The following is a 21270-nucleotide window of genomic DNA, read 5'->3' as shown; positions in this document are numbered from 1 at the left end:
CTATGTGGTTGCTTCTGCCTCTCAAAGATTTTGTTAAAGCCAAGCAGCGCCTGTCGGGCTGCTTGAGTGTGGCAGAGCGGCGGGCGCTGTTTCAGCACATGGTGGAAGACGTAATGGCCGTGCTGTCTACGCTGCCTGAAAATCGTCGGCTGATTTTGGTCTCGGACGACCCTGCCGCGCATCTGCTGGCGGAGCATTTTGCCGCCGACTGCTGGCCCGAAAGCGAACTGGGCAGTGGCCTGAATGCGGTGCTGGAGGCTGCGCTCTCCCGCATTGCTTCGCGGGCGGACGCGCCGAGTCGAGTGATGATTGTGCACGGCGACTTGCCGTTATTGAATATCAGCGAATTGCAGCAGCTCTGCGCGCTGCAGGGCTATGCTGACGACGCGGTTGCCATCGCCACTGACCGTCACGGCAGCGGCAGTAACGCCGTGTTAATGCCATTGCAGCGCCGCATCCCGCTGCGCTACGGCGAAAATAGTCTGGATGCCCACCGACAGGAAGCCGAGTACGCAGGCTTGCATTTTTACGTGCAGCAAAGCCCCTGCCTGGCGCAAGATATTGACACTCGTGACGACCTGTTGGCGCTGGTCAGTCAGGGGGACCGGGAGTGTGCGCCACAGACGATGGCCTATCTTCACCGCAGTGGTATCGCCCGCCGTTTGCGGCAAATGAATACTGAACCGAACCTGCTCAACAGGGAGCAACAAGGATCATGAGCACAACATCCATGCCCGCCATACTCGATGCCGTCCGGCAGCGTGCCCTCATTGACTCAGAGGCATTGGCGCTGGCTGACTATTCGGACACCGCCGCGCTGGCGGAGGTTGCCGGTGAGCTTCGCGACCGCGGCTACGGCGGCGTTGTGACATACTCCCGCAAGGTTTTTATTCCGCTGACACACCTGTGTCGCGATGTCTGCCATTACTGCACCTTTGCCAAAACGCCCAAGCGCATCGAGCAGGCCTATATGCCGGTAGAGCAGGTCTTGGCGCAGGTCCGCGAGGCGGAAAAGCTGGGCTGCAAGGAAGCCCTGTTTACCTTGGGGGAAAAGCCGGAATTGCGTTATCGCGCGGCGCGTGAGGCGCTGGCGGAAATGGGTTTTGCATCGACGCTGGAATACCTGGCCCATGTTGCCGGGCGGGTGCTGGAAGAAACGTCAGTGCTGCCGCATATCAATGCGGGCTGTATGACCGATGACGAGATTGCCATGTTGCGGCCGGTGTCGGCATCGATGGGCATTATGCTGGAGTCTGCGTCGGAGCGTCTTTGTGAGAAAGGGATGCCGCACTACGGGTCACCCGACAAAGCTCCTGCCGTGCGCCTGGAAACGCTGGCCAGAGCGGGGCGGGCCTGTGTGCCATTCACCTCCGGGATTTTGATTGGTATCGGCGAAACGCGTCGCGAGCGGATTGAGTCGCTGCTGGCCTTGAGAGCCCTGCATAAGCAGCACGGCCATCTGCAGGAAATCATTATTCAGAATTTCCGCGCCAAGCCCGATACCAAAATGGCTTCGGCTCCCGAACCGGACCTGGACGAATTGCTCTGGACCATCGCCGTTGCTCGGTTGATCTTCGGTGCAGAGATGAGTATTCAGGCGCCGCCGAATCTCAGCCCCGGCGTATTGCCACAGATTGTGGCGGCGGGAATCAATGACTGGGGCGGGGTATCACCGGTCACCCCTGACTTCGTCAATCCCGAGGCGCCTTGGCCCCATGTGGAGCGGCTGGTGAAGGAAACGGCCTTGAGTGGCAAGCTGCTTCAGGAACGACTGACAATATATCCCCGCTATATTCGCGATGCCGAGCGCTGGCTGGATAAGGCCTTGCGGCCCCGCCTGTTGCAGGCGGTTGATGGACAGGGGATGCCCAGAGTTGACGACTGGCTCACCGGACAGAGTGATTCGGCGCCCGACAGCGACATGGCGCTGCTGCGTAAAGAGCGCGTGGCGGCCAGCCGTCCGATCGCGGCGATTCTGCGCCGTGCCGAAGCCGGGGAGCGCCTTGACGAAGACGAGATTGTTCAACTGTTTGCTGCGCGCGGCGATGATTTTGCGGCCGTCTGTCGCAGTGCGGACCGGCTTCGCCAGCAAGTGTGCGGCGATACCGTCAGCTATGTCGTGAATCGCAATATCAACTACACCAATGTCTGTTACTTCAAGTGTCAGTTCTGCGCCTTTTCCAAGGGCAAGCTCAGTGAGAATCTGCGCGGGCGGCCCTACGACCTGAGTGCGGAAGAAATCGCCCGGCGAGCCGATGAAGCCTGGCAGCGTGGCGCGACAGAAGTCTGTATGCAGGGCGGGATTCACCCCGAGTACACCGGGCAAACCTATCTGGATATCCTGGCCACGCTGCGAGCGGCCTCACCCGATATGCACATCCACGCGTTTTCTCCGCTGGAGGTGTGGCAGGGCGCTGAGACCCTGGGTCTGCCGTTGGAGGAATTCCTGCGTCAACTCAAGGCCGCGGGCCTGAACAGCCTGCCGGGCACGGCTGCCGAGGTACTGGACGACGAGGTGCGCGCGGTATTGTGCCCCGACAAAATCAATACTCAGCAGTGGCTGACGGTAATGGAAACCGCGCACGGGGTGGGGCTGCCGACGACCGCGACCATTATGTTCGGCCACGTTGATGGTTATCAGCACTGGGCACGACACCTGCTGGCCATTCGCGACCTGCAGGCCCGCAGTGGCGGCTTTACCGAGTTGGTGCCACTGCCCTTTGTGGCCAGCGAATCGCCGATTTATCTGAAGGGTAACGCGCGTCGTGGCCCGACGTTCCGAGAATCGTTGTTGATGCATGCGGTGGCCCGGCTGGTGTTGCATGGCCTGATCGACAATATTCAGGCGTCCTGGGTGAAAATGGGTGAGGCCGGGGTGTTGGCCTGCCTCAATGCGGGCGCCAATGATCTGGGTGGCACGCTGATGAACGAAACCATTACCCGTGCGGCAGGTGCCAGCCACGGCGAGGAAGTCGGTCCGGCTGAGATGGACGCGCGCATCCGCGCCATGTCGCGCTCTCCGCGTCAGCGCAATACCCTTTACGGCGAAGCGGACCCGGCGCAGCGTGAGCGAGCGGCTCGTGCAGAGAGTCTGAAGGATGTCGTCAACACGCCGGCCAGTAAATACGAGCGCAGCAAACGCGGGTTAATTGCCAGCGGCTGAGAGACGGCTGTCGCTTCCCGATACACGCAACTCTCACATTGATAATAAAAACGAGGAGAACAGCAATGGCTACCTATGCCATGAGCGGCGGCGCCACCGGAATCGGCGCCGCGATTCGCAAGACCCTTCAAGCCGCAGGACATAAGGTCATCGTCGTTGACCTGAAAGACGCTGACATCTGCGCAGACCTGAGCGACTACGCGGGGCGTCAGCGCGCTGTTGACGGTATTCGCCAGCGTTGCCCGGAGGGGCTCGACGGATTTATCCCCTGCGCGGGGGTGGGGCCGTCGGTGCGACCGCCATCGCTGATCACCCGCATCAATTACTTTGCCGCGACTACGATGACAGACGGTTTGCTGGACTTGCTGGAAAAACGCGGTGGCCGCATTGTGATGATTGCCTCGAACTCCGCGCCGATGATTGAGCACAACGACTATATTGATCTGCTGCTGGCGGGCGACGAAGAGGCGGCCTGTGAGCTGGCGGATAGCCGCGATACACACTCGGCCTACGCGGGCTCCAAGCATGGCATCTGCTGCTGGTTGCGACGCCAGAGCGGCGATCTCGCCCGCCGGGGGCTGCGCATTAACGCCGTGGCGCCGGGTATTGTGCAGACGCCGCTGAGCGACAAAGTGCTGGCCGATCCGGAGCTGGGGCAGGTGATGAAGGATTTTGGTGACAGTGTGCCGCTGGGCAAGGTGGGGCAGCCAGAGCAGATTGCCAGCGTTGTCGAGTTTTTGCTCGGCCCCGGAGCGGACTACATGACCGGATCGATCGTGTTTGTCGACGGTGGTCATGACGCCATGCTGCGGCCGGACACGTTTTAAGTCGCCTTTGCAGGGGCTCACTTGGCAGCGCATAATCGCGGTGCTGCCGTTTCGCGATGAGTTGAGTCCCTGGTTCTTATGATCTCTCTGATTTCCCCGCTGATGCCGGTGATGATGCCGGTATTATTGTGTGCGTCGCTGGGCTGGTTGTGGCTGCGTTTTAATCAGCCTTTCGATCAGGAGTTTGTGCGTCGTCTGGTAATGTGGGTGGGGGCGCCAGCACTGATTGTCGCCACCCTTGGGCGCATCAACATGTCGCCCGAGTTGTTGGGCACGGTGTTGCTCGCCGCACTGGTGCTGTTGGCTGTCAACGCCGTTTTTGCTGTCCTGTTCTGCCGCTTGGCGGGCTTCTCGCTGAGAGACTTTCTGATTCCTCTGGTATTTGGCAACTTCGGTAATATGGGACTGCCGATCTGCCTGTTTGCGTTTGGCGATGAGGGTTTGGCACTGGCGCTGGGGGTTTTTCTGGCGACGACCCTCTGCCATTTCTCCTTTGGTGTCGCGGTGCTCAATGGCCGAGCGGCCGTGAAAGCCGTCAGCCAGTCTCCGGTGATCTATGCCGGTCTCTTTGCAGCGTGCATGGTGTTTTTCGGCTGGGAGTTGCCCCAGACGGCGGCGAACACCCTGGGATTACTGGGCAATCTTTCCATTCCCTTGATGCTGATTACCCTGGGGGTGTCGCTGGGGTCGTTGCAGGTAGCGGTAGCCGGACGGGCACTGTTGCTGGGGGTTGTGCGCTTGCTGCTGGGGGTGAGTGCGGGGTTCGCGACGGTTTACGTTCTGGAGTTGGAGGGCACGCTGCGCAACGTCATTTTGTTGCAGTCGGCCATGCCGGCGGCAGTGTTTAATTATCTGCTGGCCATGCAATACCAGCGGGAGCCCGCCATTGTGGCGGGCCTGGTGGTCAGTTCGACGCTGATCAGCTTTATCACCATACCGCTGTTGCTGCTCTATCTCGGGGTATAGTCACCGAGGCTCAGCGAACGATGATCTTTTTCTTGATTTCAGTGATTTCCTTTTCCAGTCGCTGATAAATGGCTTTTACGTCCACGTCAGCGTCGACAATCACCCGGCTGGATATCTGGGTGACCGGAAACAGGAATTCATCCTTGGCGGGGACTTCCAAGGCGCGGCTGCGCCCCTTGGCGTCCACGTAGATGACCCAGCGCAGGCCGTTTTCGCGGCGCAGATGTTCGCCCATGATGATGCCCATGGCCTGCAGTTTGGCTATCTCATCTTTCTTTACCAGCTTGCGGTCCAGGATTTCCTGTATCAGCCGGAGGTCACTGTCGCGGCCGTGGCCGAAACTGCGTCCCATCGACATCTGAGCCAGACTGTTCAGTTCTTGCTGGCGCTGTTCCATGTACTGGCGGTCCAGCGGGGTGAGAGGGTCGGTTCGCCACTGCGCGGCGTTGCCGGCAATGGCAAACAGGCATAGTAATACGGTGGCTACCGCTTTCATGGTGGTCTCTCCCTGTGTTGTTAACGGCGATTCGCCCAGCTTAGTGATTATACGCTTTTGACCTGCGCCGCGCGGCAATGTTTCGCGCTCCGGCGCTTTGTGTTTCACACGCAAATCTTCCTTGAGCTGTGTAGCTCCGCCCAGTACCATTGGCGGCTTGCACCAGATTTCGGAGTTCCGAGCATGATTACCGGCAGTATTGTCGCCCTTGTGACACCCATGCACAGCGATGGCAGCATCGACTGGCAGGCGTTGTCACGCTTGATCGAATGGCATATTGAACAGGGTACCGATGGCATCGTTGCTGTGGGCACCAGTGGTGAGTCCGCGACATTGGGTATGGACGAGCACAAGATGTTCATCAAGGCCTGCGTTGATCAGGTGGCCGGTCGCGCCAAGGTGATCGCCGGAACCGGTGCCAACTCGACCAGCGAGGCGATCGAACTGACCGAAGTCGCTCGCGAAGTGGGTGCCGATGCCTGCTTGCTGGTGACACCGTATTACAACAAGCCGACTCAGGAAGGTCTGTACCGTCACTACATGGCCATTGCTGACGCCGTGGCGATTCCGCAGATTCTGTACAATGTGCCCGGTCGGACCGCTTGCGATATGCAAAATGCGACCGTCGCCCGGCTGGCGACGCATCCCAATATCATCGCTATCAAGGATGCGACGGGCGATGTGAATCGCGGTCGGGAACTCATCGAGATGGTTGGCGACAAAATGGATGTGTTGTCCGGTGATGACGCCACCGCCATGGAACTGATGCTTCAGGGTGGCAAGGGCAATATTTCGGTGACGGCCAATGTTGCGCCCGCTGCTATGAAAGCAATGTGTGACGCGGCCATGGCTGGCGATCGCGCGGCTGCGGAAGCGGCCAATGCACCGCTGCTGGCTTTGCACGAGCGTTTGTTTGTGGAAGCCAACCCCATTCCGGTTAAATGGGCACTGTTTGCCATGGGCCGGATTGAGGACGGTATTCGCCTGCCGCTGACTGTGCTGAGTGATGCGGCGCAGCCGCAGGTGCGCGAAGCGCTGGAGCAGGCTGGCCTGCTGTAACCTGCCCGGTTTCGGGCGCTAACTGACACAAGTGAAGAAGCGAATGCGTTTTAGCACCATCCGTTACCCTGTTCTGATGTTGGGCCTGGTGGCCCTGACTGCTTGCAGTGCCTTTAGGGACCGCTCCAACGATTACCGCCGGGCTGAGCTCAGCGAAGCGCTGGTGCTGCCTCAAGGCGTTCAGGCTCCGGCGCTGGACGATGAATATGTGGTGCCGGGTATTCGCGACCACAATGCCCTGCCGGGGGAATTTGAGGTGCCACGTCCGGAGCAGTTGAGCAAGAGCGTCGGCACGGCTGAAGTCCGTATTCAGCGGCTGGGTGATCGGCAGTGGATTCTGCTGGATGGCGAGCCGGGACAGGTCTGGCCGCGAGTGCGTACCTTCCTCGAACGCACGGGCATGCAACTGGCCCGAGTCGATAACTCTCAGGGTATTCTGGAAACCCAGTGGCGCGAAGTGGAAAAAGGCCAGCCTCTGGAGCGTTTCCGTTTCCGTCTAGAACACGGCGTTCAGGTTGGCACCAGTGAGGTTCACATTCTTGTGCAGCAGGGCGGCGCCGAATCGCGCTGGCCGGCCGAGTCCACTGATTTCCAGCGTGAGGGGCAGGTTGCCCGTGTGCTGGCGCAGTTCCTGGCGGACAGCGAAAATCAGGGGGCTGTCTCTATCCTCGCTGAGCGCGGTACCAAGAGCAAAGGTAAAATCTTCCTGGAAGGCCCTGCGGAAAATCGCCATCTTCGTCTCTTCCTGCCCTACGAACGCGCCTGGGCGGCATTGGGTCTGGCTCTGACCAAGGCGGGCTTCGAAATTGAAGACGAAGCGCCCGCGGTAAACAAATACTGGCTCAGCTATATCGCACCCGAAGACGAGAGTGACAGCTGGATGGGCCGCTTCTTTAACGCCAATCGCGACAAGCGCAGCCGCTACGTGGTTGAACTCAAGCCGGTGGCCGAAGGCGAAGCACTGATATTCCTCAATTACCAGAAGGGCCGCCGTCTGCGTGCCGAAGAGCGGGAGGCCTTGCTCAACCGCATTATGGGATATCTGCACTGATGCGTTTTGCCTCGCTCGGCAGTGGCAGCAAAGGCAACGCCACGCTGGTCGAGACCGAGCAAAGCTGCCTGCTGATTGATTGTGGCTTTACCATCAAGGAAACCGAGCGGCGGCTGGCGCGGCTCGGTCGTCGCGCCGATGATCTCAGCGCGATTCTAGTGACTCATGAACACAGCGACCATATAAAGGGTGTGTTGCCGCTGGCGCGCAAATACGGCATTCCTGTGTTCAGCAGTTTCGGCACCGCCGATTACGGTGAGATGCGCAAGTTCGCACACTGGCAGCCTCTGCAGTTGGGGCGGCACATCGATATTGCCGGTATTGATGTCCTGCCGGTGGCGGTGCCACACGATGCACGTGAGCCCTGTCAGTTTGTGCTGTGTCACCGAAAAAAGACCTTCGGGCTGCTCACCGACTTGGGTAGTATTACGCCATTCGTCAGAGAACAGTATGGACACTGTGACGCCCTGCTGTTGGAGTGCAATCACGATGTGCCAATGTTGCAGCAGGGGCCTTACCCGGCGTCGCTGAAGCGGCGGGTCGGCGGTGACTGGGGTCACCTGAACAATGAACAGGCGGCGGATTTACTGAACAGTGTCACGGTGGAACGCCTTCAGCATGTGGTGATGGCCCATCTGAGTGAACAGAACAATACCCCCGACCTGGCCAGGGCGGCGGTGGTACCGAGTTTGGCCAACAGCGAGGCATTGCTGTCGGCAGATCAAGAAGCTGGCTTCGGCTGGCTGGATATCGCATAGAGCGAATGAGGCAGACCATGGAAAAACGCGAGGAGTTGTATTCGGGCAAAGCGAAATCGGTGTACAAAACCGATGATCCGGATCGCTATATTCTCACTTTCAGAAACGACACATCGGCCTTCGATGGCGTTAAGGTTGAACAGCTCGATCGCAAGGGCATGGTCAACAACAAGTTCAATGCTTTCATTATGGAAAAGCTGCAGCAGGCGGGTGTGCCCACCCACTTCGAGCGTCTGCTGAACGACAGTGAAGCGCTGGTGAAACGTCTGGATATGCTGCCCATCGAGTGTGTGGTGCGCAATATTGCGGCCGGTTCCATCGTCAAGCGTCTGGGTGTGCAGGAAGGTCTGGAGCTGAATCCGCCGACCTTCGAAACCTTTCTGAAAAACGACGCGCTGCATGATCCCATGATCAATGAGTCGCATATCCGCAGTTTTGGCTGGGCGACCGATGCCCAGATGACGCGTATGCGTGAGTTGACCTATCAGGTGAACGATATTCTCAAGGCGCTGTTTCTCGATGCCGGCATGCTGCTGGTCGACTATAAACTGGAGTTTGGCGTTTTCAGTGACGGTGAAATCTATCTGGGCGATGAGTTCTCGCCGGACGGTTGCCGTATCTGGGACAAGGAAACCCGTGAGAAACTCGACAAAGATCGCTTCCGTCAGGATCTGGGCAATGTTGTCGAATCCTACGAACTGGTCGGACGCCGCCTGGGCATGAACTTTGATGCCTGATTATCATTGCGGCGAGTGATGCAGATGATGAAAAAAGCCCGGTTATTCACACCGGGCTTTTTTTTGTCGCCAGTTCAAGGCTGCTGGCGCTCCCCGGGAACTGGCATTCCGAGTTTGCTTTAATGAATACTATTCCGGCGTGCCGTCAGCGACAGGCGAGCAGGCGATAGCGCGTGTTTTTCTCTCCAAAGGAAAGGCGATTATGGTGCAGAGCGCACACAGTGAACCCCATCGAACAGGGCGTGCCGGTTGGTTACGTGCCTCGGTGCTGGGGGCTAACGACGGCATTGTTTCCACCGCGAGCCTGCTGCTGGGCATGGCCGCTGCCGGTGCGAGCAACGGCACACTGCTGCTCAGCGGGGTTGCGGGGCTGGTGGCCGGGGCTATGTCGATGGCTGCCGGTGAATACGTATCGGTCAGCTCTCAGGCGGATATCGAACACGCCGATATTGAGTTTGAGCGCCAGGAGCTGGAGGCGAACCCCAGTCAGGAGCATGCCGAGTTGGCGCATATTTATCGGCAGCGGGGACTGGATGCCGATACCGCCGATATCGTGGCGACCCAGTTGATGGAGTTCGATGCCCTGGATGCCCACAGCCGCGACGAAATCGGTATTTCGCCAGAGCAGAAGGCAAGACCGATGCAGGCGGCGATATCATCTGGCTTGAGTTTCAGCGTGGGCGCGGCCTTGCCACTCGCGCTGGTTCTGATGCTCAAGCCCGGCCTGCTGCTCTCGGTGATGCCCATCGCCTGTATTCTTTTTCTTGCTGCGTTGGGCGCCCTGTCGGCCTGGGTCGGCGGAGCGCCGATCCTGCGAGCCAGTTTGAGAGTGACCTTTTGGGGCGCTGGCGCCATGGCGCTGACCGGTCTGGTGGGGCGCCTGTTTGGTGTCGCGTTGTAGACCTGCATACGATACAGAGGTGAGTTTGTGAGCCTGTTTCCCACGCCGCTGGTACCCAGCACGCCCTACCGTTTGGCTTCGCGGCTGGACTTTTTGCTTCGCCGCCGTCTTTGGGCGCAAATCCTGTTGGCGATGGCTCTGGGTATTGGTCTGGGTTTGAGTTTGGCACCCAGTGGCGGTGCGTTGGTTGAGGCGTCTACCGCCAACTTGCTGGCGGCTTGGCTGGCACTGCCGGGTCGTCTGTTTCTGGCCATTATTCAGATGGTGGTGGTTCCCCTGGTGCTGTCGTCCATTATCCTCGGCATCGCCAGTTCGGGAGATGCGGACTTTTTGCGCCGCATCGGGTTTCGCATAGCGCCGTACTTTCTCGCCACTACCTGTGTCGCGGTCGCACTGGGGGCTGCGGTGGCACTGTGGCTGGCGCCGGGCCAATACATCACGATCGAGAATCTGGAGGCCCCCGCGTCGGTCGTCGGTGTGGCTGAGCCGCTGTCGATGGCATCGCTGCCCGATCAGATCATCGGTTTAATTCCCGCCAATCCCAGCAGTGCACTGGTGTCGGAATCCATGTTTCAGATTGTCGTATTGGCGATTTTTGTCGCGATTGCGCTGGTATCGATTAGCGATCGTCGTGCGAAACCGCTGTTGGACTTGTGTGTGTCGGTCCAGGACATTTCCATGAAAATTGTCAGTTGGGCAATGGCCCTGGCACCGGCGGCGGTGTTCGGACTGCTCGCACAAATCAGTGTGCAGGTGGGTTTCGATGCCATTGTCGGCGTTGCCAGCTATATGGGGACTGTCCTGCTGGGTCTGTTATTGCTGCTGATGTTTTATATGGTGATTGTGGCGCTGTTTGCTCGGCGTTCACCGCTGGCTTTTCTGCGGGCGATCTCCGGTGTACAGCTACTGGCATTTTCCACCTCCAGTTCGGCAGCCGTAATGCCATTGTCAATGAAGACCGCCGAGACCAAACTAAACGTTTCACCGTCGGTATCCCAGTTTGTGGTGCCCCTCGGGGCGACCGTCAATATGGACGGCACGGCGCTTTACCAAGTCGTCGCCGCGGTCTTTCTGACCCAGGTCTACGGCGTCGATCTGAGCCTGCCTCAGCTGGCGTTACTGGCGGCGACCACGGTGGGGGCGTCCATTGGTTCGCCGAGTACTCCCGGAGTGGGGATCGTAATTCTGGCGACGATTGTTCAGGGCATGGGCGTGCCGGCGGAGGGGATAGCCCTGATTCTCGGCGTCGACCGCATTCTCGATATGAGTCGCACGGCGGTGAATGTGAGTGGTGATCTGACCGCCTGTGTCGTCATGGAGCGGGTGCTGGGCGACGACACCTTGCCGCCGTCGGTCACGACGCAGGAGTGAATGCTGCGGCAACGTGCCGCATTGTCCGGCCCTATTAAGCGGTATAGTGTTGACAGGCAGTGAGTCGTGTAGCGCTCACGACCCAGTCAAGGAGAGCCGGGATGAGGCATCACAGGTTTTTTCCAATCTTATTGGCATCGCTTTTGGGTACGGTAACGGCAGCCCATGCTGCTGGTAACGAGGCCGCGCTAAAGGCGGATGCGGTCAGCTTGGTAAAGCAGTTTGCGGGGCAGCTGAAACCCCGTCTCAAGCAAGCCATGCAAGAGGGTGGTCCAGTACATGCTGTCAGTGTCTGCTCTGAGGCGGCCCCGGCGATTGCCCGGGCGCTCAGTGAGGAGAGCGGCTGGCAGATCAAGCGCGTCAGCTTGAAGGCCCGCAACCCCAATGCGCTGCCTGATACCCTCGAGCGCCGTGTGCTGGAAGACTTTGATGCCCGTCGTGCGGTGGGCGAATCCCCGGAAACATTGGCCTACAGTGCCGAGGTCGATGGCGAATACCGCTTTATGAAAGCGCAGCCCACCGAGGGCTTGTGCCTGGCTTGCCACGGCAGTGAGGTGGCACCCGATGTAGAAGCGGCATTGGCCAAGTACTACCCCAACGATCAAGCGCGAGGCTACCAGCTTGGCGATATTCGCGGCGCTTTCAGCCTTCGTTACCCGGTCAAATAGCTGCTGCGACCCGCGTCGACCTCGTCTATTTGCAGGTCATCCGTTTGGAGGGGCGCTATCCGCCCCTTGATCCAGATCAAATTGGCAGCCTGACGAGCCACTTACTCTGCGTCTTACGAACTGTTGCAAAGTCTGTAACAGCATAAGAATCAGAGGATGGCCGCCATGAACCAAGCCCTTCGCAAGCCCTATATTATTGAAACCAAGCCTCTGCCTGAGCGTTATGCCCGCGGCTGGCATTGTATTGGCAAAGCCGACAGTTTTGGCAGCGAGCCTCGAGCCATGAATTACTTTGGCAGTAAGTGGGTGGCCTACCGGGGGGAAGAGGACGGTCAGTTGTATGTGGTGGGCTCCTATTGCCCCCATATGGGCGCGGACCTCAGTCGTGGCAAAGTCTGCGGAAACTCTCTGCAGTGCCCCTTTCATCACTGGAGCTGGGGCGGTGACGGTGTTTGCGACGATATTCCCTACGCGGACCGTATTCCTCCCAAGGCCGTTATCCCGGCGATGCCCGTGCTGGAAGAAAATGGTCTGGCGTTTGTGTGGCATGACCCCGAGGGGCAGCCGCCGATTGCCGAGCAACGCCCCCGGCGCAACGAGGACTATTTTTCCGGCGAGTGGTCGGACTGGAAAATGGCGGAATTCACCATCCATTCCAATTGCCGTGAACTGGTGGATAACATGGCCGATATGGCGCACTTTGGACCGGTACATTACTCCCAGGTACAGACCTTCAAAAATATTCAGGACGGTCACACCTATACTCAGGTGATGACAGGCGGCCACGATATTCTCGCGGATGAGGGGCAGGGCTTTACCTCCGTCGCCACCTATGAAGGCCCGGCGTATATGACGACCACCATGACCGGCTCGATGGACGGCAGGGAGGTGACGACGCACTTGCTGGTCAGTCACGTGCCTATCGATATGGAAAATTTCGTGATTCGACTGGGGGTGATGGTGCGCAAAGACCCCTCACTGAGCGAAGCCGAAAATGCTGCGATGGTCGACGCCTACACCCAGATGAGCGTGGATTCCTTTATTCAGGACGTGGATATCTGGAACAACAAAGTCCGTATCGACAATCCGCTGATGTGTGATGGCGATGGCCCGGTACACATGCTCCGTAAGTGGTACAGCCAGTTCTATATGGACGTGGCGGAAATTCCAGCGGCGCTGACGGTACACAAGGAACACGAAACCAAGATTAAACCGCGTCGCGGCCGGGAGCAGCACTGATGGCGGTTTGCAACGTTAACGCGCTGGCCTATTTGCTGATTGAGTCAGCACAGCCTCATCGATGGCAGCCATTTCTGGCCGAGGTGGTGGGCATGATGCCCCTGGCGGCGGAATCTTCCGGCTGGCTGCGTTTCAAGATGGACGCCTACTGCTGGCGCCTGGCTGTGGTGCCCGGTGATCGGGAGCGCTTGCATACCGCGGGTTGGGAGCTGGACCCCGAACTGGCTTTGAACGATGTCGCCGAGGATTTGCGCGCGGCTGGACAAATCGTTGAGCCGCTTTCAGACAGCGATTGCGCGCTGCGCAATGTGGCGGCGGGGCTGCGTCTGTTCGACCCCAGCGGGCAGTGCGTGGAGCTGGTGCAAAGCTGTGCGCTCGACTACCAGCCCCTGCAAAGTCCCGCCAATGTGTTGCGGTTTGAGACGGGCTTTAACGGTGATATGGGGCTCGGCCACTATGTGCTGCCAACCCGTCAGTTTGATGCTTGCTACGCCTTTTACCGTGAGTTGCTGGGCTTCGAGCGCACCGACTCCATGCACTTTGACGGCCCTGACGGCGGTCAGCGTCTGCATTTTCTCCATGTCGATAACCCACGGCATCACAGTCTGGCGATTTACGAAGCGCCGCAGCCCCCGGATAACGGCTGTATTCACCTGATGGTTGAGGTGACGGATATCAACGAGGTGGGGCAGTTTATGGATCGCTGCCGGGAGCATGAAGTGCCCGTCGTTTCGACATTGGGCCGTCATTGCAACGACCAGATGATTTCCGTGTACGTCGAGAGCCCGGCAGGCTTTGCCATTGAATTTGGCTGCGACGGCTTGCAGCTCGACTGGCAGCAGTACCGGCCCACGTTTAGCCGCCGTCCCTCGGAGTGGGGACACCACTGGCAATAGCTTTACCCCCGAATTCAGAAAGAGGATAACAAGGTGACTGATCACAATCGCGTAAACCAACTGATGGCCGATGCCCGCGCACTGGTGCCGGCACTGATCGAGCGCCAGGCTGAGGCGGCTGAACTCGGGCGACTGCCCGATGCAACGATTGCCGATATGCAGCGCAGTGGCTTTTTCCGCATCATGCAGCCCAAGCGCTATGGCGGTTTTGAGCTGCCGCCGCAGGTGTTTTTTGACGTGCAGCAAACCCTGGCGGAGGGCTGTATGTCCACGGCCTGGGTGCTGGGCGTGGTGGCGATCCACAATTGGCAGCTCGGCATGTTCGACGACCGTGCGCAGCAGGATGTGTGGAGCGAGGACAGCAGTGTGCTGATTTCCTCATCGTATATGCCGGTCGGCAAGGTCTCTCGCGTTGAGGGCGGCTATATGTTGTCGGGACACTGGGGGTTTTCCTCGGGTTCCAAGCACTGTCAGTGGGCGTTTCTCGGCGGGATGGCGCCCCCCGCCACACCCGGCGAGGCACATGATTATCGAACCTTTCTGGTGCCGCTTAGTGACTACCGTATTGTCGACAATTGGGATGTAAGCGGCCTGCAGGGCACGGGCTCCAACGATATTGTCATCGACGAGCCTGTGTTTGTGCCGGAGCACCGGACGCATCGCAGCATGGACGGCTTCAGTGGTGAAAACCCCGGCTGCGCCGTCAATACCAGTCCGTTGTTTACCCTGCCTTTTGGACAGATTTTTACGCGGGCGGTAGCCTGCTCTTCCATCGGTGCCTTGCAGGGCGTCGTCAACAGTTACATCGAGGTCAATCGCGAGCGCGTGGGACTGAATGACGGTGCCAAAGTGGCTCAGGATCCGAACGTGCAGATGGCGCTGGCCAATGCGGTGGCAGCGGTGGCTGAATGTCGGGCGACCTTGCGCGATGATTTGAATTATTTTGTTAACAGTGCCGAGCGCGGCGAAAGTCTGGAAATGAGTGAGCGTATTCAGCGTCGCTTCCACGCGGCCAGTATTTCCAAGAAATGCGCCGACGCCGTTAATGAACTCTTTATTGCCTGTGGGGCGCAGGGTATTTTCCGTGGGCATCCCCTGAATCGGGCGTGGCTGGATATCAATGCGGGTCGCCAGCACGTGGCCAACAATCCCTTCAAGTTTGGGCGCAACCTAGGGGCGACCCTGTTGGGTGCCAAAAACACGGATTTTTTCCTGTAGGAGTCAGTCGTGCAATCTCCCTATGAGATGTTGGGCGAAGCGGGTATTCGCCACCTGGTCGACCGGTTTTACCAGTATATGGACAGCGAGGCCCGCTACGCAGAAATCCGCGCCATGCATGCGCAGGACCTTGGACCTGTGCGCGAGTATTTCTCTCAATATCTCATCAGTTGGATGGGTGGGCCGCCGGTGTATATGGAATCTCGAGGCAGCATGTGCATCACCGCTGCCCACAAGCCGCTGGGTATCCAGCCTCGGCACAGTCAGCAGTGGCTGGACTGCTTCGCCGATGCGCTGTCAGACCGCGACGATGCGGAGCAGCTCAAACAAATGCTGATGCCACCACTGGCGGCGATTACCCGGATGCTGGAAGCCAAAACAGCCACGGCCTGACCGGGTTTAGCCGCTGCGGCTGGTGGTTTTTGCCAGCGGCGCGGTACAATCGCTGGCGAAATCCGTTCGGTGTCTTCACGCAATGCCCGCTCCACTTTTTTATGTTCAAGATGGCGATCCCGAGGATGTCCCGCAGCTTGCCGGGCGTCTGGGTTTGTCCTGCGTGTCGGAATGGCAGAGTGATCCGGCGCAACAATACGTCTTTTACGCTGATCGACGGTTGAGCCTGGGGCTGTCACCTGCGGCGCGGCAGAATCCGGTATGTGTGGATTTTGCGGCGCAGTTACGCAACCGTCATCGCGGCAAGGAGCTGTTGTTGAAAGCCATCGGCGGTCGCCGGGACGGGCTGACGGTCATCGATGCGACAGCAGGGCTGGGTAGAGACAGTCTGTTACTCGCGAGCTACGGAGCCGAGGTGACACTCTGCGAACGTCAGCCGGTCGTGGCGGCGCTGCTGGCAGACGGTCTGCGTCGGGGTCGGACAGATGACAGCGATGCGGTGGTCAGTCGCATGTCGCTGATCGAAGGCAGTGCCGTTGCGTTTCTCTCGGCGGCCGTAGCAGAGCCACTGGCCGATGTGATTTATCTCGATCCGATGTTTCCCGAGTCCGGTAAGTCGGCGCTGGTGAAAAAAGAAATGCAGATGTTCCATCAGTTGGTGGGCAGGGATGACGACGCCGACGCGCTGTTGACGGCGGCCCTGGGTGCCGCCCGCTATCGGGTGGTGGTGAAGCGGCCACCCAGAGCACCGGTTATCGATGGTCCCAGGGCGCCGCAGTTCAGTATCGACGGTAAGGCTGTGCGTTTCGACGTTTATCCGATCAAGGCCTTTCCCAAGGACTGATTACTTCGCCAGCAGTTGCTCCATCATGGTTTCGTACATCTGACTCAACAGGTTCAGATCCTCGGCCTTCACGCATTCGTCCACCTTGTGAATGGTGGCATTCACTGGCCCCAGCTCCACGACTTGTGCGCCCGTCGGAGCGATAAAGCGTCCGTCGGAGGTGCCGCCTGCCGTCGAGAGTTCGGTGTCTTCGCCCGTCACACGTTGTATGGCCTGTTGTGCCGCTTCCACCAAGGGACCTTCCGCGGTCAGGAAGGGCTGGCCGCTCAGTTGCCAGTCAATGTGATAGTCCAGCTTGTGCTTGTCGAGGATGGCTTCAGTGCGCTGCTGCAAAATCTCGGCGGTCAGTTCGGTGGAAAAGCGGAAATTAAACACCACCTGCAACTCGCCGGGTATGACATTGGTCGCGCCAGTACCGCCGTTGATATTGGAGATCTGGAAGGACGTGGCGGGGAAAAAGTCATTGCCCTCATCCCACTGCTCTGCGGCCAGTTCTGCCAGTGCGGGGGCCGCGAGATGGATGGGGTTCTTGGCCAGGTGGGGATAGGCCACATGGCCCTGCACGCCGCGTACCGTCATTACCGCTCCCAGCGAGCCACGGCGGCCGTTCTTGATCACATCGCCCACGCGGGTCGTGGACGAGGGCTCTCCCACCACACACCAGTCGATTTTCTCGTTGCGCGCTTCCAGCCATTCGACCACTTTCACCGTGCCGTTTTTGGCGGGGCCTTCCTCGTCGCTGGTAATCAGGAAGGCGATGCGGCCATTGTGGTCGGGGTGAGTGGCGGCAAAGCGCTCACAGGCGGTCACCATCGCGGCGAGGCTGCCCTTCATGTCGGCGGCACCGCGTCCGCGCAGCATGCCGTCACTGATTTCCGGCTCGAAAGGCGGGGTTTGCCACTGTCCTTCGGGGCCGGTAGGAACGACATCAGTGTGACCGGCAAAGCACAGCAGAGGACCGCTATCGCCGCGTACGGCCCAGAAATTATCGACCTCGCCAAAGCGCAGTGCTTCGCAGTGAAAACCGGCGGCGCTGAGGCGTTCCATCATCAGTGCCTGACAGCCTTCGTCCTCTGGCGTGACGGAGCGCCGTTTAATCAGGTCGATGGCAAGTTCGAGGGTCGGGCTCAGGCTCATAATCAATGCTCGGCAAGTGTAAAAGCGCGCATTTTAACAGAGATGGAGCACAGGCAGGGGACTGTTCAAAATGTCACTGGGATGAGTGGTTTTGTCATAGTGGCGGCCAAGGTGGCTGGGTAAGATCAAGGCTATTTTATCGCCCTACAATGCCTAACCAATAACGAAGGAGTGGCTATGAGTTTGGATCTGGACGTTGCTGCTGCCGCTGCGCAGTTTGATTTTGCCGATCAGGATATTCCGCAACGCCTGCGGCACTGGGCCCAGGTGCGCCCCGATCACCCGTTTATGATCTGGGAGCCGCGTTCTGGTGAAGACCAGCGCTGGACCTACAAAGCCTTTGACGAAGAAACCAGCAAGGTGGCTGCGGGCCTGTACGCCAAGGGCGTTCGCAAACACGACAAAGTGATGATTCACGCCGAAAACTGCCCGGAAATGGTACTGGCCTGGTATGCCTGTGCCAAGCTGGGTGCCGTTGGGGTGACGACCAATACGCGCTGTGTGGGTGGTGAGATCGAATACTTTGCCGATCACACTGAAGCCGTAGGGGTGATTACCCAGCCCAAATTTGTCAAAGAGATCAAAGCCAATGCCAAGAACGTGCAGTGGATTGTGGTGACCGACGACAATTCTGGTGAAGCGGCCGAGGCTGGTGAGGAGCATGACGAAGCGACATTCGGCAGCCTCTTCGGCGATCCGGCTACGGTTCCTGAGCGCCCTGCCGAGCCGATGCTGCCTGCGGGTATCATGTTTACCTCAGGTACCACCTCGCTGCCCAAGGCGGTGGTGCATACCCATGCTAATGCGCTGTGGTCAGGGACTATGGGTTCCCAGAGCATGAACATGAACCGTGACAGCGTCTACCTGGGCTTTCTGCCGTTCTTCCACGTGAACTGTCAGAGCTGGGCTTTCTGGGGCTCGCTGGGTGTGGGCGGTACCGCCGTGCTGCTGCCGAAATTCTCCGCCAGTCGCTTCTGGGAGATTATCGACAAGTATCAGGTGACCCACTGCTCGATGATTCCGTTTGTCTTCAAGGCAATCGGCCCGCAGCCGGTGCCCGAGCAGCACAGCTTGAAAGTGATGCCGATGGGTATTATCTGGAAGGAAATCGAGGGCTGGCTGAAGGCTCAGCCCTTTGCAAGCTGGGGCATGACCGAGACCGTAACCCATGCGACCCGCTCTGATTTCGTGCAGGAATGGCCTCAGGGGAGTATCGGTAAGCCGACGCCGGGGTATCACCTGGCGGTCGTGAACCCCGAGACCGGCGAGCCTTGCAAAAAAGGTGAAATTGGTGAGCTGTGGGTGCACGGCGTACGCGGCGTGAACATCTTCCTCGAGTACTACAAAAATCCCGAGGCGATGGCCAAGTCATTTACGGACAATGGCTGGTTTAAAACCGGTGACATGGTGCATATCGGCGATGAGGGGCATTTCTACTTCTCTGATCGCGATAAGGACGCTCTGAAAGTCGGTGGCGAAAACGTATCGGCGCGCCAGGTTGAAGAGACCATCATGCAGGTGCCCGGTGGCGGTATCGGCGAAGTGGCTGTGGTCGCAAAATCCCACGAGATGCTCGATATGGTTGCGGTCGCCTTTGTGATCAAAGGCTGGGGCGCGCCGGAGGATGAGGACGCCTTTGCTCAGGCGATCATCGATCATTGCAAAGCTAATCTGGCTGATTTCAAAGTGCCCCGAGCGGTGTACTTTGTGGACGAGTTCCCGCGCGCTGCGCTGGAAAAAGTCGCCAAGAATAAGCTGCGTGAAATGGCCGACGAAATGCCCGCTGTGTAAGAAAGCAGGGGGACAGAGAAAGGTCGCTTCGGCGGCCTTTTTTTATGCCTGTCTGATTGCCTGCGCTGTTGTCAGTCTGTCATAAAAGCATCGCGGGATTGTCATTGCCACTCGCTAGCATCTGCTGTGCCGGTAGCGGAGTCGCTGCCGCTGATTACTTACGCTTATGCCAGAAGGAGCCGACAATGCGCCGCAATACCCCTTCGATGTCCATGCACTCCCAGTATCATCAGCACGCGCTGCGCGAACAGATTTCCCGACAGGTCGATGCATTTCTGAAAAAGGGCGGCAAGATCGAGCAGCTGTCAGGGCCGCGCTTTCTACCTCATCGTGCAGTCGGTATTAACAGTTCGGTGATTACCGACGTTCTCTAACGGCGTTCTTCCTCAGTCCAGTACGCAAATGGTCGCTGGCTGAGGCTGGAATTGTAGTAGTTGGGATCGCCGGTAACCTCTTCTCCCAGCCATGACGGCTGGGGGACAGTTTCGTTTTCACTGTGCAGCTCCAGCTCGGCGACGACCAGTCCGGCGTTATCGCCGAAAAATTCATCAATTTCCCAGTACCGCGTATCGTTGTCTATCGGCAGCCGGTAGCGCTGCTTGTCGATCAGGGGACCTTCGCACAGGGCCAGCATGGCCTCTGCGTCCGCCGCAGGAACAGGATATTCAAACTCCAACCTGCTGGCCCCTTCACTCATGCCCTTGACGGTCAGCCATGCAGTATCTCCAGCCAGTCTCACGCGTACGCTGCGCTGCGGATCGCGACTGAGATAGCCCTGCACCAGCCGTTGGGCTTCAAGGCCGTCCACTGCGTGTCGCCAGCGCTCATCGCGCAGCCGGAATTTGCGTTCGATTTCCAGGTACTGCTCACTCATGTTGTGTCCTGTTAGCCGAAGCGCTGCTGATAGCTGGCTTCACCCAGGCAGTGACAGCGGCTCGATGGCAAGGGGATGTTGCAGTCTCGCAGCGCTTTGCAGACAGCTTCCACCAACCAGGCCTCGCTGTTTGGGGCATTACCTTCCACGATGCAGAAGACAGTCAGACTGTTGGGAAAGCGCTGGTAGTCGACGTGGTGCGTCAGCCACGTAAAGCCGGGTAGTGACCGCTCCAGTGCGCGCTCGCACACGGTATTGAGGGCATCGATAATCTGGCGTTCGCGGTGTTTGTCGGTTTTGCGCATGGCCGCATTGTCGCACAATCTGCTGCGGCTGACTGCGCTAGGGGGGCGGCTGCTCGTAACGGGCACGCAAGGCATCGACACGCTGACGATTTACATCAAAATCGTAGTGCCCCAGTCGAGAAGCGCTGCGCACATCGATGCGTTGCTGCTCCGGGAAGTAGCGAAGTTCGACATCATCGCGAAAGCGCAGCAGTGCACTGCGTACTTCAACGTGGAGATAGTGATCGGCACGTGCCAAAGGATAGCTGCGCGGTGAGCTTAGCAGCAGTGATTGCAGGCGCTGCCAATCGTCTGCGGTATTTGCCGTAAATGCGGGCACATACTGCGAGTCGTCACGACTGAGGCTGGATACGCAATTGGGCGAGGGCGGGCAGGGGGCCAGCTCGGGGGCTTTTTCAAGCTGCTGAACGGCAGGCGGCGCGCTGCAAGCGCCGAGGCTGACAGTGACGGGCAGCGCCAGCGCGAGAAAAATGTGGCGGGCAGAGGATATTTTCATTGTCGGTTCCGCAGGGCCAGATATGCAGTTGTTACGTTCACAGTTTGAAAAGGGTTTTCTGTTAGGCTTAGGCATCGTTT

23 protein-coding genes are annotated in these 21270 nt (G+C 58.8%); 18 read left to right on the top strand and 5 right to left on the bottom strand.

Going from position 1 to position 21270, the window contains the following annotated elements:
• Positions 1-2 precede the first annotated feature (2 nt).
• The 4 genes from cofC to G411_RS0103015 all read left to right on the top strand — a co-directional run bounded on the left by cofC (position 3) and on the right by G411_RS0103015 (position 4956).
• On the top strand, positions 3-719 hold the full coding sequence (gene cofC / locus G411_RS21290) for a 2-phospho-L-lactate guanylyltransferase (protein ID WP_028968097.1): 717 nt from the start codon (positions 3-5) through the stop codon (positions 717-719).
• Complete coding sequence (gene cofH, locus G411_RS0103025; protein ID WP_028968096.1) at positions 716-3163, top strand: 5-amino-6-(D-ribitylamino)uracil--L-tyrosine 4-hydroxyphenyl transferase CofH; 2448 nt, start codon at positions 716-718, stop codon at positions 3161-3163. Before cofC ends, cofH begins: the two co-directional genes overlap by 4 nt.
• Before the next feature lie 65 nt (positions 3164-3228).
• Positions 3229-3990 (top strand): SDR family oxidoreductase, encoded by a 762-nt coding sequence (locus G411_RS0103020; RefSeq protein WP_022957697.1) that lies wholly within the window; start codon positions 3229-3231, stop codon positions 3988-3990.
• 78 nt (positions 3991-4068) lie between these two features.
• Positions 4069-4956: an AEC family transporter gene (locus tag G411_RS0103015; protein WP_022957696.1), complete on the top strand. Its 888-nt coding sequence runs from the start codon at positions 4069-4071 to the stop codon at positions 4954-4956.
• 10 nt (positions 4957-4966) lie between these two features.
• On the opposite strand, the gene G411_RS21285 is transcribed toward G411_RS0103015, so the two are convergent.
• Positions 4967-5452, bottom strand: a complete 486-nt coding sequence (locus G411_RS21285) for a DUF3806 domain-containing protein (RefSeq protein ID WP_169530607.1) — start codon at positions 5450-5452, stop codon at positions 4967-4969.
• 183 nt (positions 5453-5635) lie between these two features.
• Between G411_RS21285 and dapA the strand changes: the two genes are divergently transcribed.
• The 12 genes from dapA (at position 5636) to G411_RS0102950 (ending at position 16587) form a co-directional block, all read left to right on the top strand.
• Positions 5636-6511, top strand: a complete 876-nt coding sequence (gene dapA / locus G411_RS0103005) for a 4-hydroxy-tetrahydrodipicolinate synthase (RefSeq protein WP_022957694.1) — start codon at positions 5636-5638, stop codon at positions 6509-6511.
• A 43-nt stretch (positions 6512-6554) separates the two neighbouring features.
• Positions 6555-7562 (top strand): outer membrane protein assembly factor BamC, encoded by a 1008-nt coding sequence (bamC, locus tag G411_RS19120; RefSeq protein WP_022957693.1) that lies wholly within the window; start codon positions 6555-6557, stop codon positions 7560-7562.
• The gene (locus G411_RS0102995) at positions 7562-8320 is read left to right on the top strand and encodes an MBL fold metallo-hydrolase (protein ID WP_022957692.1); all 759 of its coding nucleotides are present in this window, start codon (positions 7562-7564) and stop codon (positions 8318-8320) included. The genes bamC and G411_RS0102995 overlap by 1 nt, the downstream gene beginning before the upstream one ends.
• A gap of 17 nt (positions 8321-8337) precedes the next feature.
• Positions 8338-9057 (top strand): phosphoribosylaminoimidazolesuccinocarboxamide synthase, encoded by a 720-nt coding sequence (gene purC, locus G411_RS0102990; RefSeq protein ID WP_022957691.1) that lies wholly within the window; start codon positions 8338-8340, stop codon positions 9055-9057.
• A 202-nt stretch (positions 9058-9259) separates the two neighbouring features.
• Entirely contained in the window at positions 9260-9958 is a 699-nt protein-coding gene (locus G411_RS0102985) for a VIT1/CCC1 transporter family protein (protein WP_022957690.1), read from the top strand.
• Between the two features lie 27 nt (positions 9959-9985).
• The gene (locus G411_RS19115) at positions 9986-11329 is read left to right on the top strand and encodes a dicarboxylate/amino acid:cation symporter (protein ID WP_022957689.1); all 1344 of its coding nucleotides are present in this window, start codon (positions 9986-9988) and stop codon (positions 11327-11329) included.
• A 131-nt stretch (positions 11330-11460) separates the two neighbouring features.
• Positions 11461-11997, top strand: a complete 537-nt coding sequence (locus G411_RS0102975; RefSeq protein ID WP_211218287.1) for a Tll0287-like domain-containing protein — start codon at positions 11461-11463, stop codon at positions 11995-11997.
• Positions 11998-12162: 165 nt separating this feature from the next.
• Positions 12163-13236, top strand: coding sequence for a 3-ketosteroid-9-alpha-monooxygenase, oxygenase component (locus G411_RS0102970; RefSeq protein WP_037508663.1), 1074 nt, complete (start codon positions 12163-12165; stop codon positions 13234-13236).
• Complete coding sequence (locus G411_RS0102965) at positions 13236-14132, top strand: VOC family protein (protein ID WP_022957686.1); 897 nt, start codon at positions 13236-13238, stop codon at positions 14130-14132. Before G411_RS0102970 ends, G411_RS0102965 begins: the two co-directional genes overlap by 1 nt.
• A gap of 33 nt (positions 14133-14165) precedes the next feature.
• Positions 14166-15350 carry an acyl-CoA dehydrogenase family protein gene (locus G411_RS0102960; protein WP_022957685.1) on the top strand — a complete coding sequence of 395 codons (1185 nt, stop codon included), beginning with the start codon at positions 14166-14168 and terminating at the stop codon, positions 15348-15350.
• 9 nt (positions 15351-15359) lie between these two features.
• The gene (locus tag G411_RS19110) at positions 15360-15743 is read left to right on the top strand and encodes a globin domain-containing protein (RefSeq protein WP_022957684.1); all 384 of its coding nucleotides are present in this window, start codon (positions 15360-15362) and stop codon (positions 15741-15743) included.
• Positions 15744-15825: 82 nt separating this feature from the next.
• Positions 15826-16587 (top strand): class I SAM-dependent methyltransferase, encoded by a 762-nt coding sequence (locus G411_RS0102950; protein WP_022957683.1) that lies wholly within the window; start codon positions 15826-15828, stop codon positions 16585-16587.
• Here G411_RS0102950 and dapE read toward each other — a convergent pair whose 3' ends face one another.
• Positions 16588-17718 carry a succinyl-diaminopimelate desuccinylase gene (gene dapE, locus G411_RS0102945; protein ID WP_028968093.1) on the bottom strand — a complete coding sequence of 377 codons (1131 nt, stop codon included), beginning with the start codon at positions 17716-17718 and terminating at the stop codon, positions 16588-16590. It lies immediately after the preceding gene.
• 183 nt (positions 17719-17901) lie between these two features.
• Between dapE and G411_RS0102940 the strand changes: the two genes are divergently transcribed.
• Complete coding sequence (locus tag G411_RS0102940) at positions 17902-19515, top strand: class I adenylate-forming enzyme family protein (protein WP_022957681.1); 1614 nt, start codon at positions 17902-17904, stop codon at positions 19513-19515.
• Positions 19516-19700: 185 nt separating this feature from the next.
• Complete coding sequence (locus tag G411_RS0102935) at positions 19701-19889, top strand: hypothetical protein (RefSeq protein WP_022957680.1); 189 nt, start codon at positions 19701-19703, stop codon at positions 19887-19889.
• Here G411_RS0102935 and G411_RS0102930 read toward each other — a convergent pair.
• The 3 genes from G411_RS0102930 to G411_RS19100 are packed head-to-tail and all read right to left on the bottom strand — an operon-like array spanning position 19886 to position 21190.
• Complete coding sequence (locus G411_RS0102930) at positions 19886-20389, bottom strand: CYTH domain-containing protein (protein WP_022957679.1); 504 nt, start codon at positions 20387-20389, stop codon at positions 19886-19888. The two genes, G411_RS0102935 and G411_RS0102930, sit on opposite strands and share 4 nt — an antisense overlap.
• An 11-nt stretch (positions 20390-20400) precedes the next feature.
• The gene (locus G411_RS19105) at positions 20401-20694 is read right to left on the bottom strand and encodes a hypothetical protein (protein WP_022957678.1); all 294 of its coding nucleotides are present in this window, start codon (positions 20692-20694) and stop codon (positions 20401-20403) included.
• A 37-nt stretch (positions 20695-20731) separates the two neighbouring features.
• Positions 20732-21190: a DUF1499 domain-containing protein gene (locus G411_RS19100; protein WP_022957677.1), complete on the bottom strand. Its 459-nt coding sequence runs from the start codon at positions 21188-21190 to the stop codon at positions 20732-20734.
• Between the last annotated feature and the right edge of the window lie 80 nt (positions 21191-21270).

It is taken from the genome of Spongiibacter tropicus DSM 19543 (genome assembly GCF_000420325.1).
Taxonomy (GTDB): domain Bacteria; phylum Pseudomonadota; class Gammaproteobacteria; order Pseudomonadales; family Spongiibacteraceae; genus Spongiibacter; species Spongiibacter tropicus.
This window is presented reverse-complemented; position numbering and strand designations above follow the sequence as displayed.

Coding starts and splice junctions, on each gene's coding strand:
- G411_RS21285 (WP_169530607.1), bottom strand. CDS start 5,452: ATGAAAGCGGTAGCCACCGTATTACTATGCCTGTTTGCCATTGCCGGC.
- G411_RS0103020 (WP_022957697.1), top strand. CDS start 3,229: ATGGCTACCTATGCCATGAGCGGCGGCGCCACCGGAATCGGCGCCGCG.
- G411_RS0102950 (WP_022957683.1), top strand. CDS start 15,826: ATGCCCGCTCCACTTTTTTATGTTCAAGATGGCGATCCCGAGGATGTC.
- G411_RS0102935 (WP_022957680.1), top strand. CDS start 19,701: ATGCGCCGCAATACCCCTTCGATGTCCATGCACTCCCAGTATCATCAG.
- bamC (WP_022957693.1), top strand. CDS start 6,555: ATGCGTTTTAGCACCATCCGTTACCCTGTTCTGATGTTGGGCCTGGTG.
- G411_RS0102995 (WP_022957692.1), top strand. CDS start 7,562: ATGCGTTTTGCCTCGCTCGGCAGTGGCAGCAAAGGCAACGCCACGCTG.
- G411_RS19105 (WP_022957678.1), bottom strand. CDS start 20,694: ATGCGCAAAACCGACAAACACCGCGAACGCCAGATTATCGATGCCCTC.
- G411_RS0102940 (WP_022957681.1), top strand. CDS start 17,902: ATGAGTTTGGATCTGGACGTTGCTGCTGCCGCTGCGCAGTTTGATTTT.
- G411_RS0102985 (WP_022957690.1), top strand. CDS start 9,260: ATGGTGCAGAGCGCACACAGTGAACCCCATCGAACAGGGCGTGCCGGT.
- G411_RS0102965 (WP_022957686.1), top strand. CDS start 13,236: ATGGCGGTTTGCAACGTTAACGCGCTGGCCTATTTGCTGATTGAGTCA.
- cofC (WP_028968097.1), top strand. CDS start 3: ATGTGGTTGCTTCTGCCTCTCAAAGATTTTGTTAAAGCCAAGCAGCGC.
- G411_RS0102930 (WP_022957679.1), bottom strand. CDS start 20,389: ATGAGTGAGCAGTACCTGGAAATCGAACGCAAATTCCGGCTGCGCGAT.
- G411_RS19100 (WP_022957677.1), bottom strand. CDS start 21,190: ATGAAAATATCCTCTGCCCGCCACATTTTTCTCGCGCTGGCGCTGCCC.
- G411_RS0103015 (WP_022957696.1), top strand. CDS start 4,069: ATGATCTCTCTGATTTCCCCGCTGATGCCGGTGATGATGCCGGTATTA.
- purC (WP_022957691.1), top strand. CDS start 8,338: ATGGAAAAACGCGAGGAGTTGTATTCGGGCAAAGCGAAATCGGTGTAC.
- G411_RS0102970 (WP_037508663.1), top strand. CDS start 12,163: ATGAACCAAGCCCTTCGCAAGCCCTATATTATTGAAACCAAGCCTCTG.
- cofH (WP_028968096.1), top strand. CDS start 716: ATGAGCACAACATCCATGCCCGCCATACTCGATGCCGTCCGGCAGCGT.
- dapA (WP_022957694.1), top strand. CDS start 5,636: ATGATTACCGGCAGTATTGTCGCCCTTGTGACACCCATGCACAGCGAT.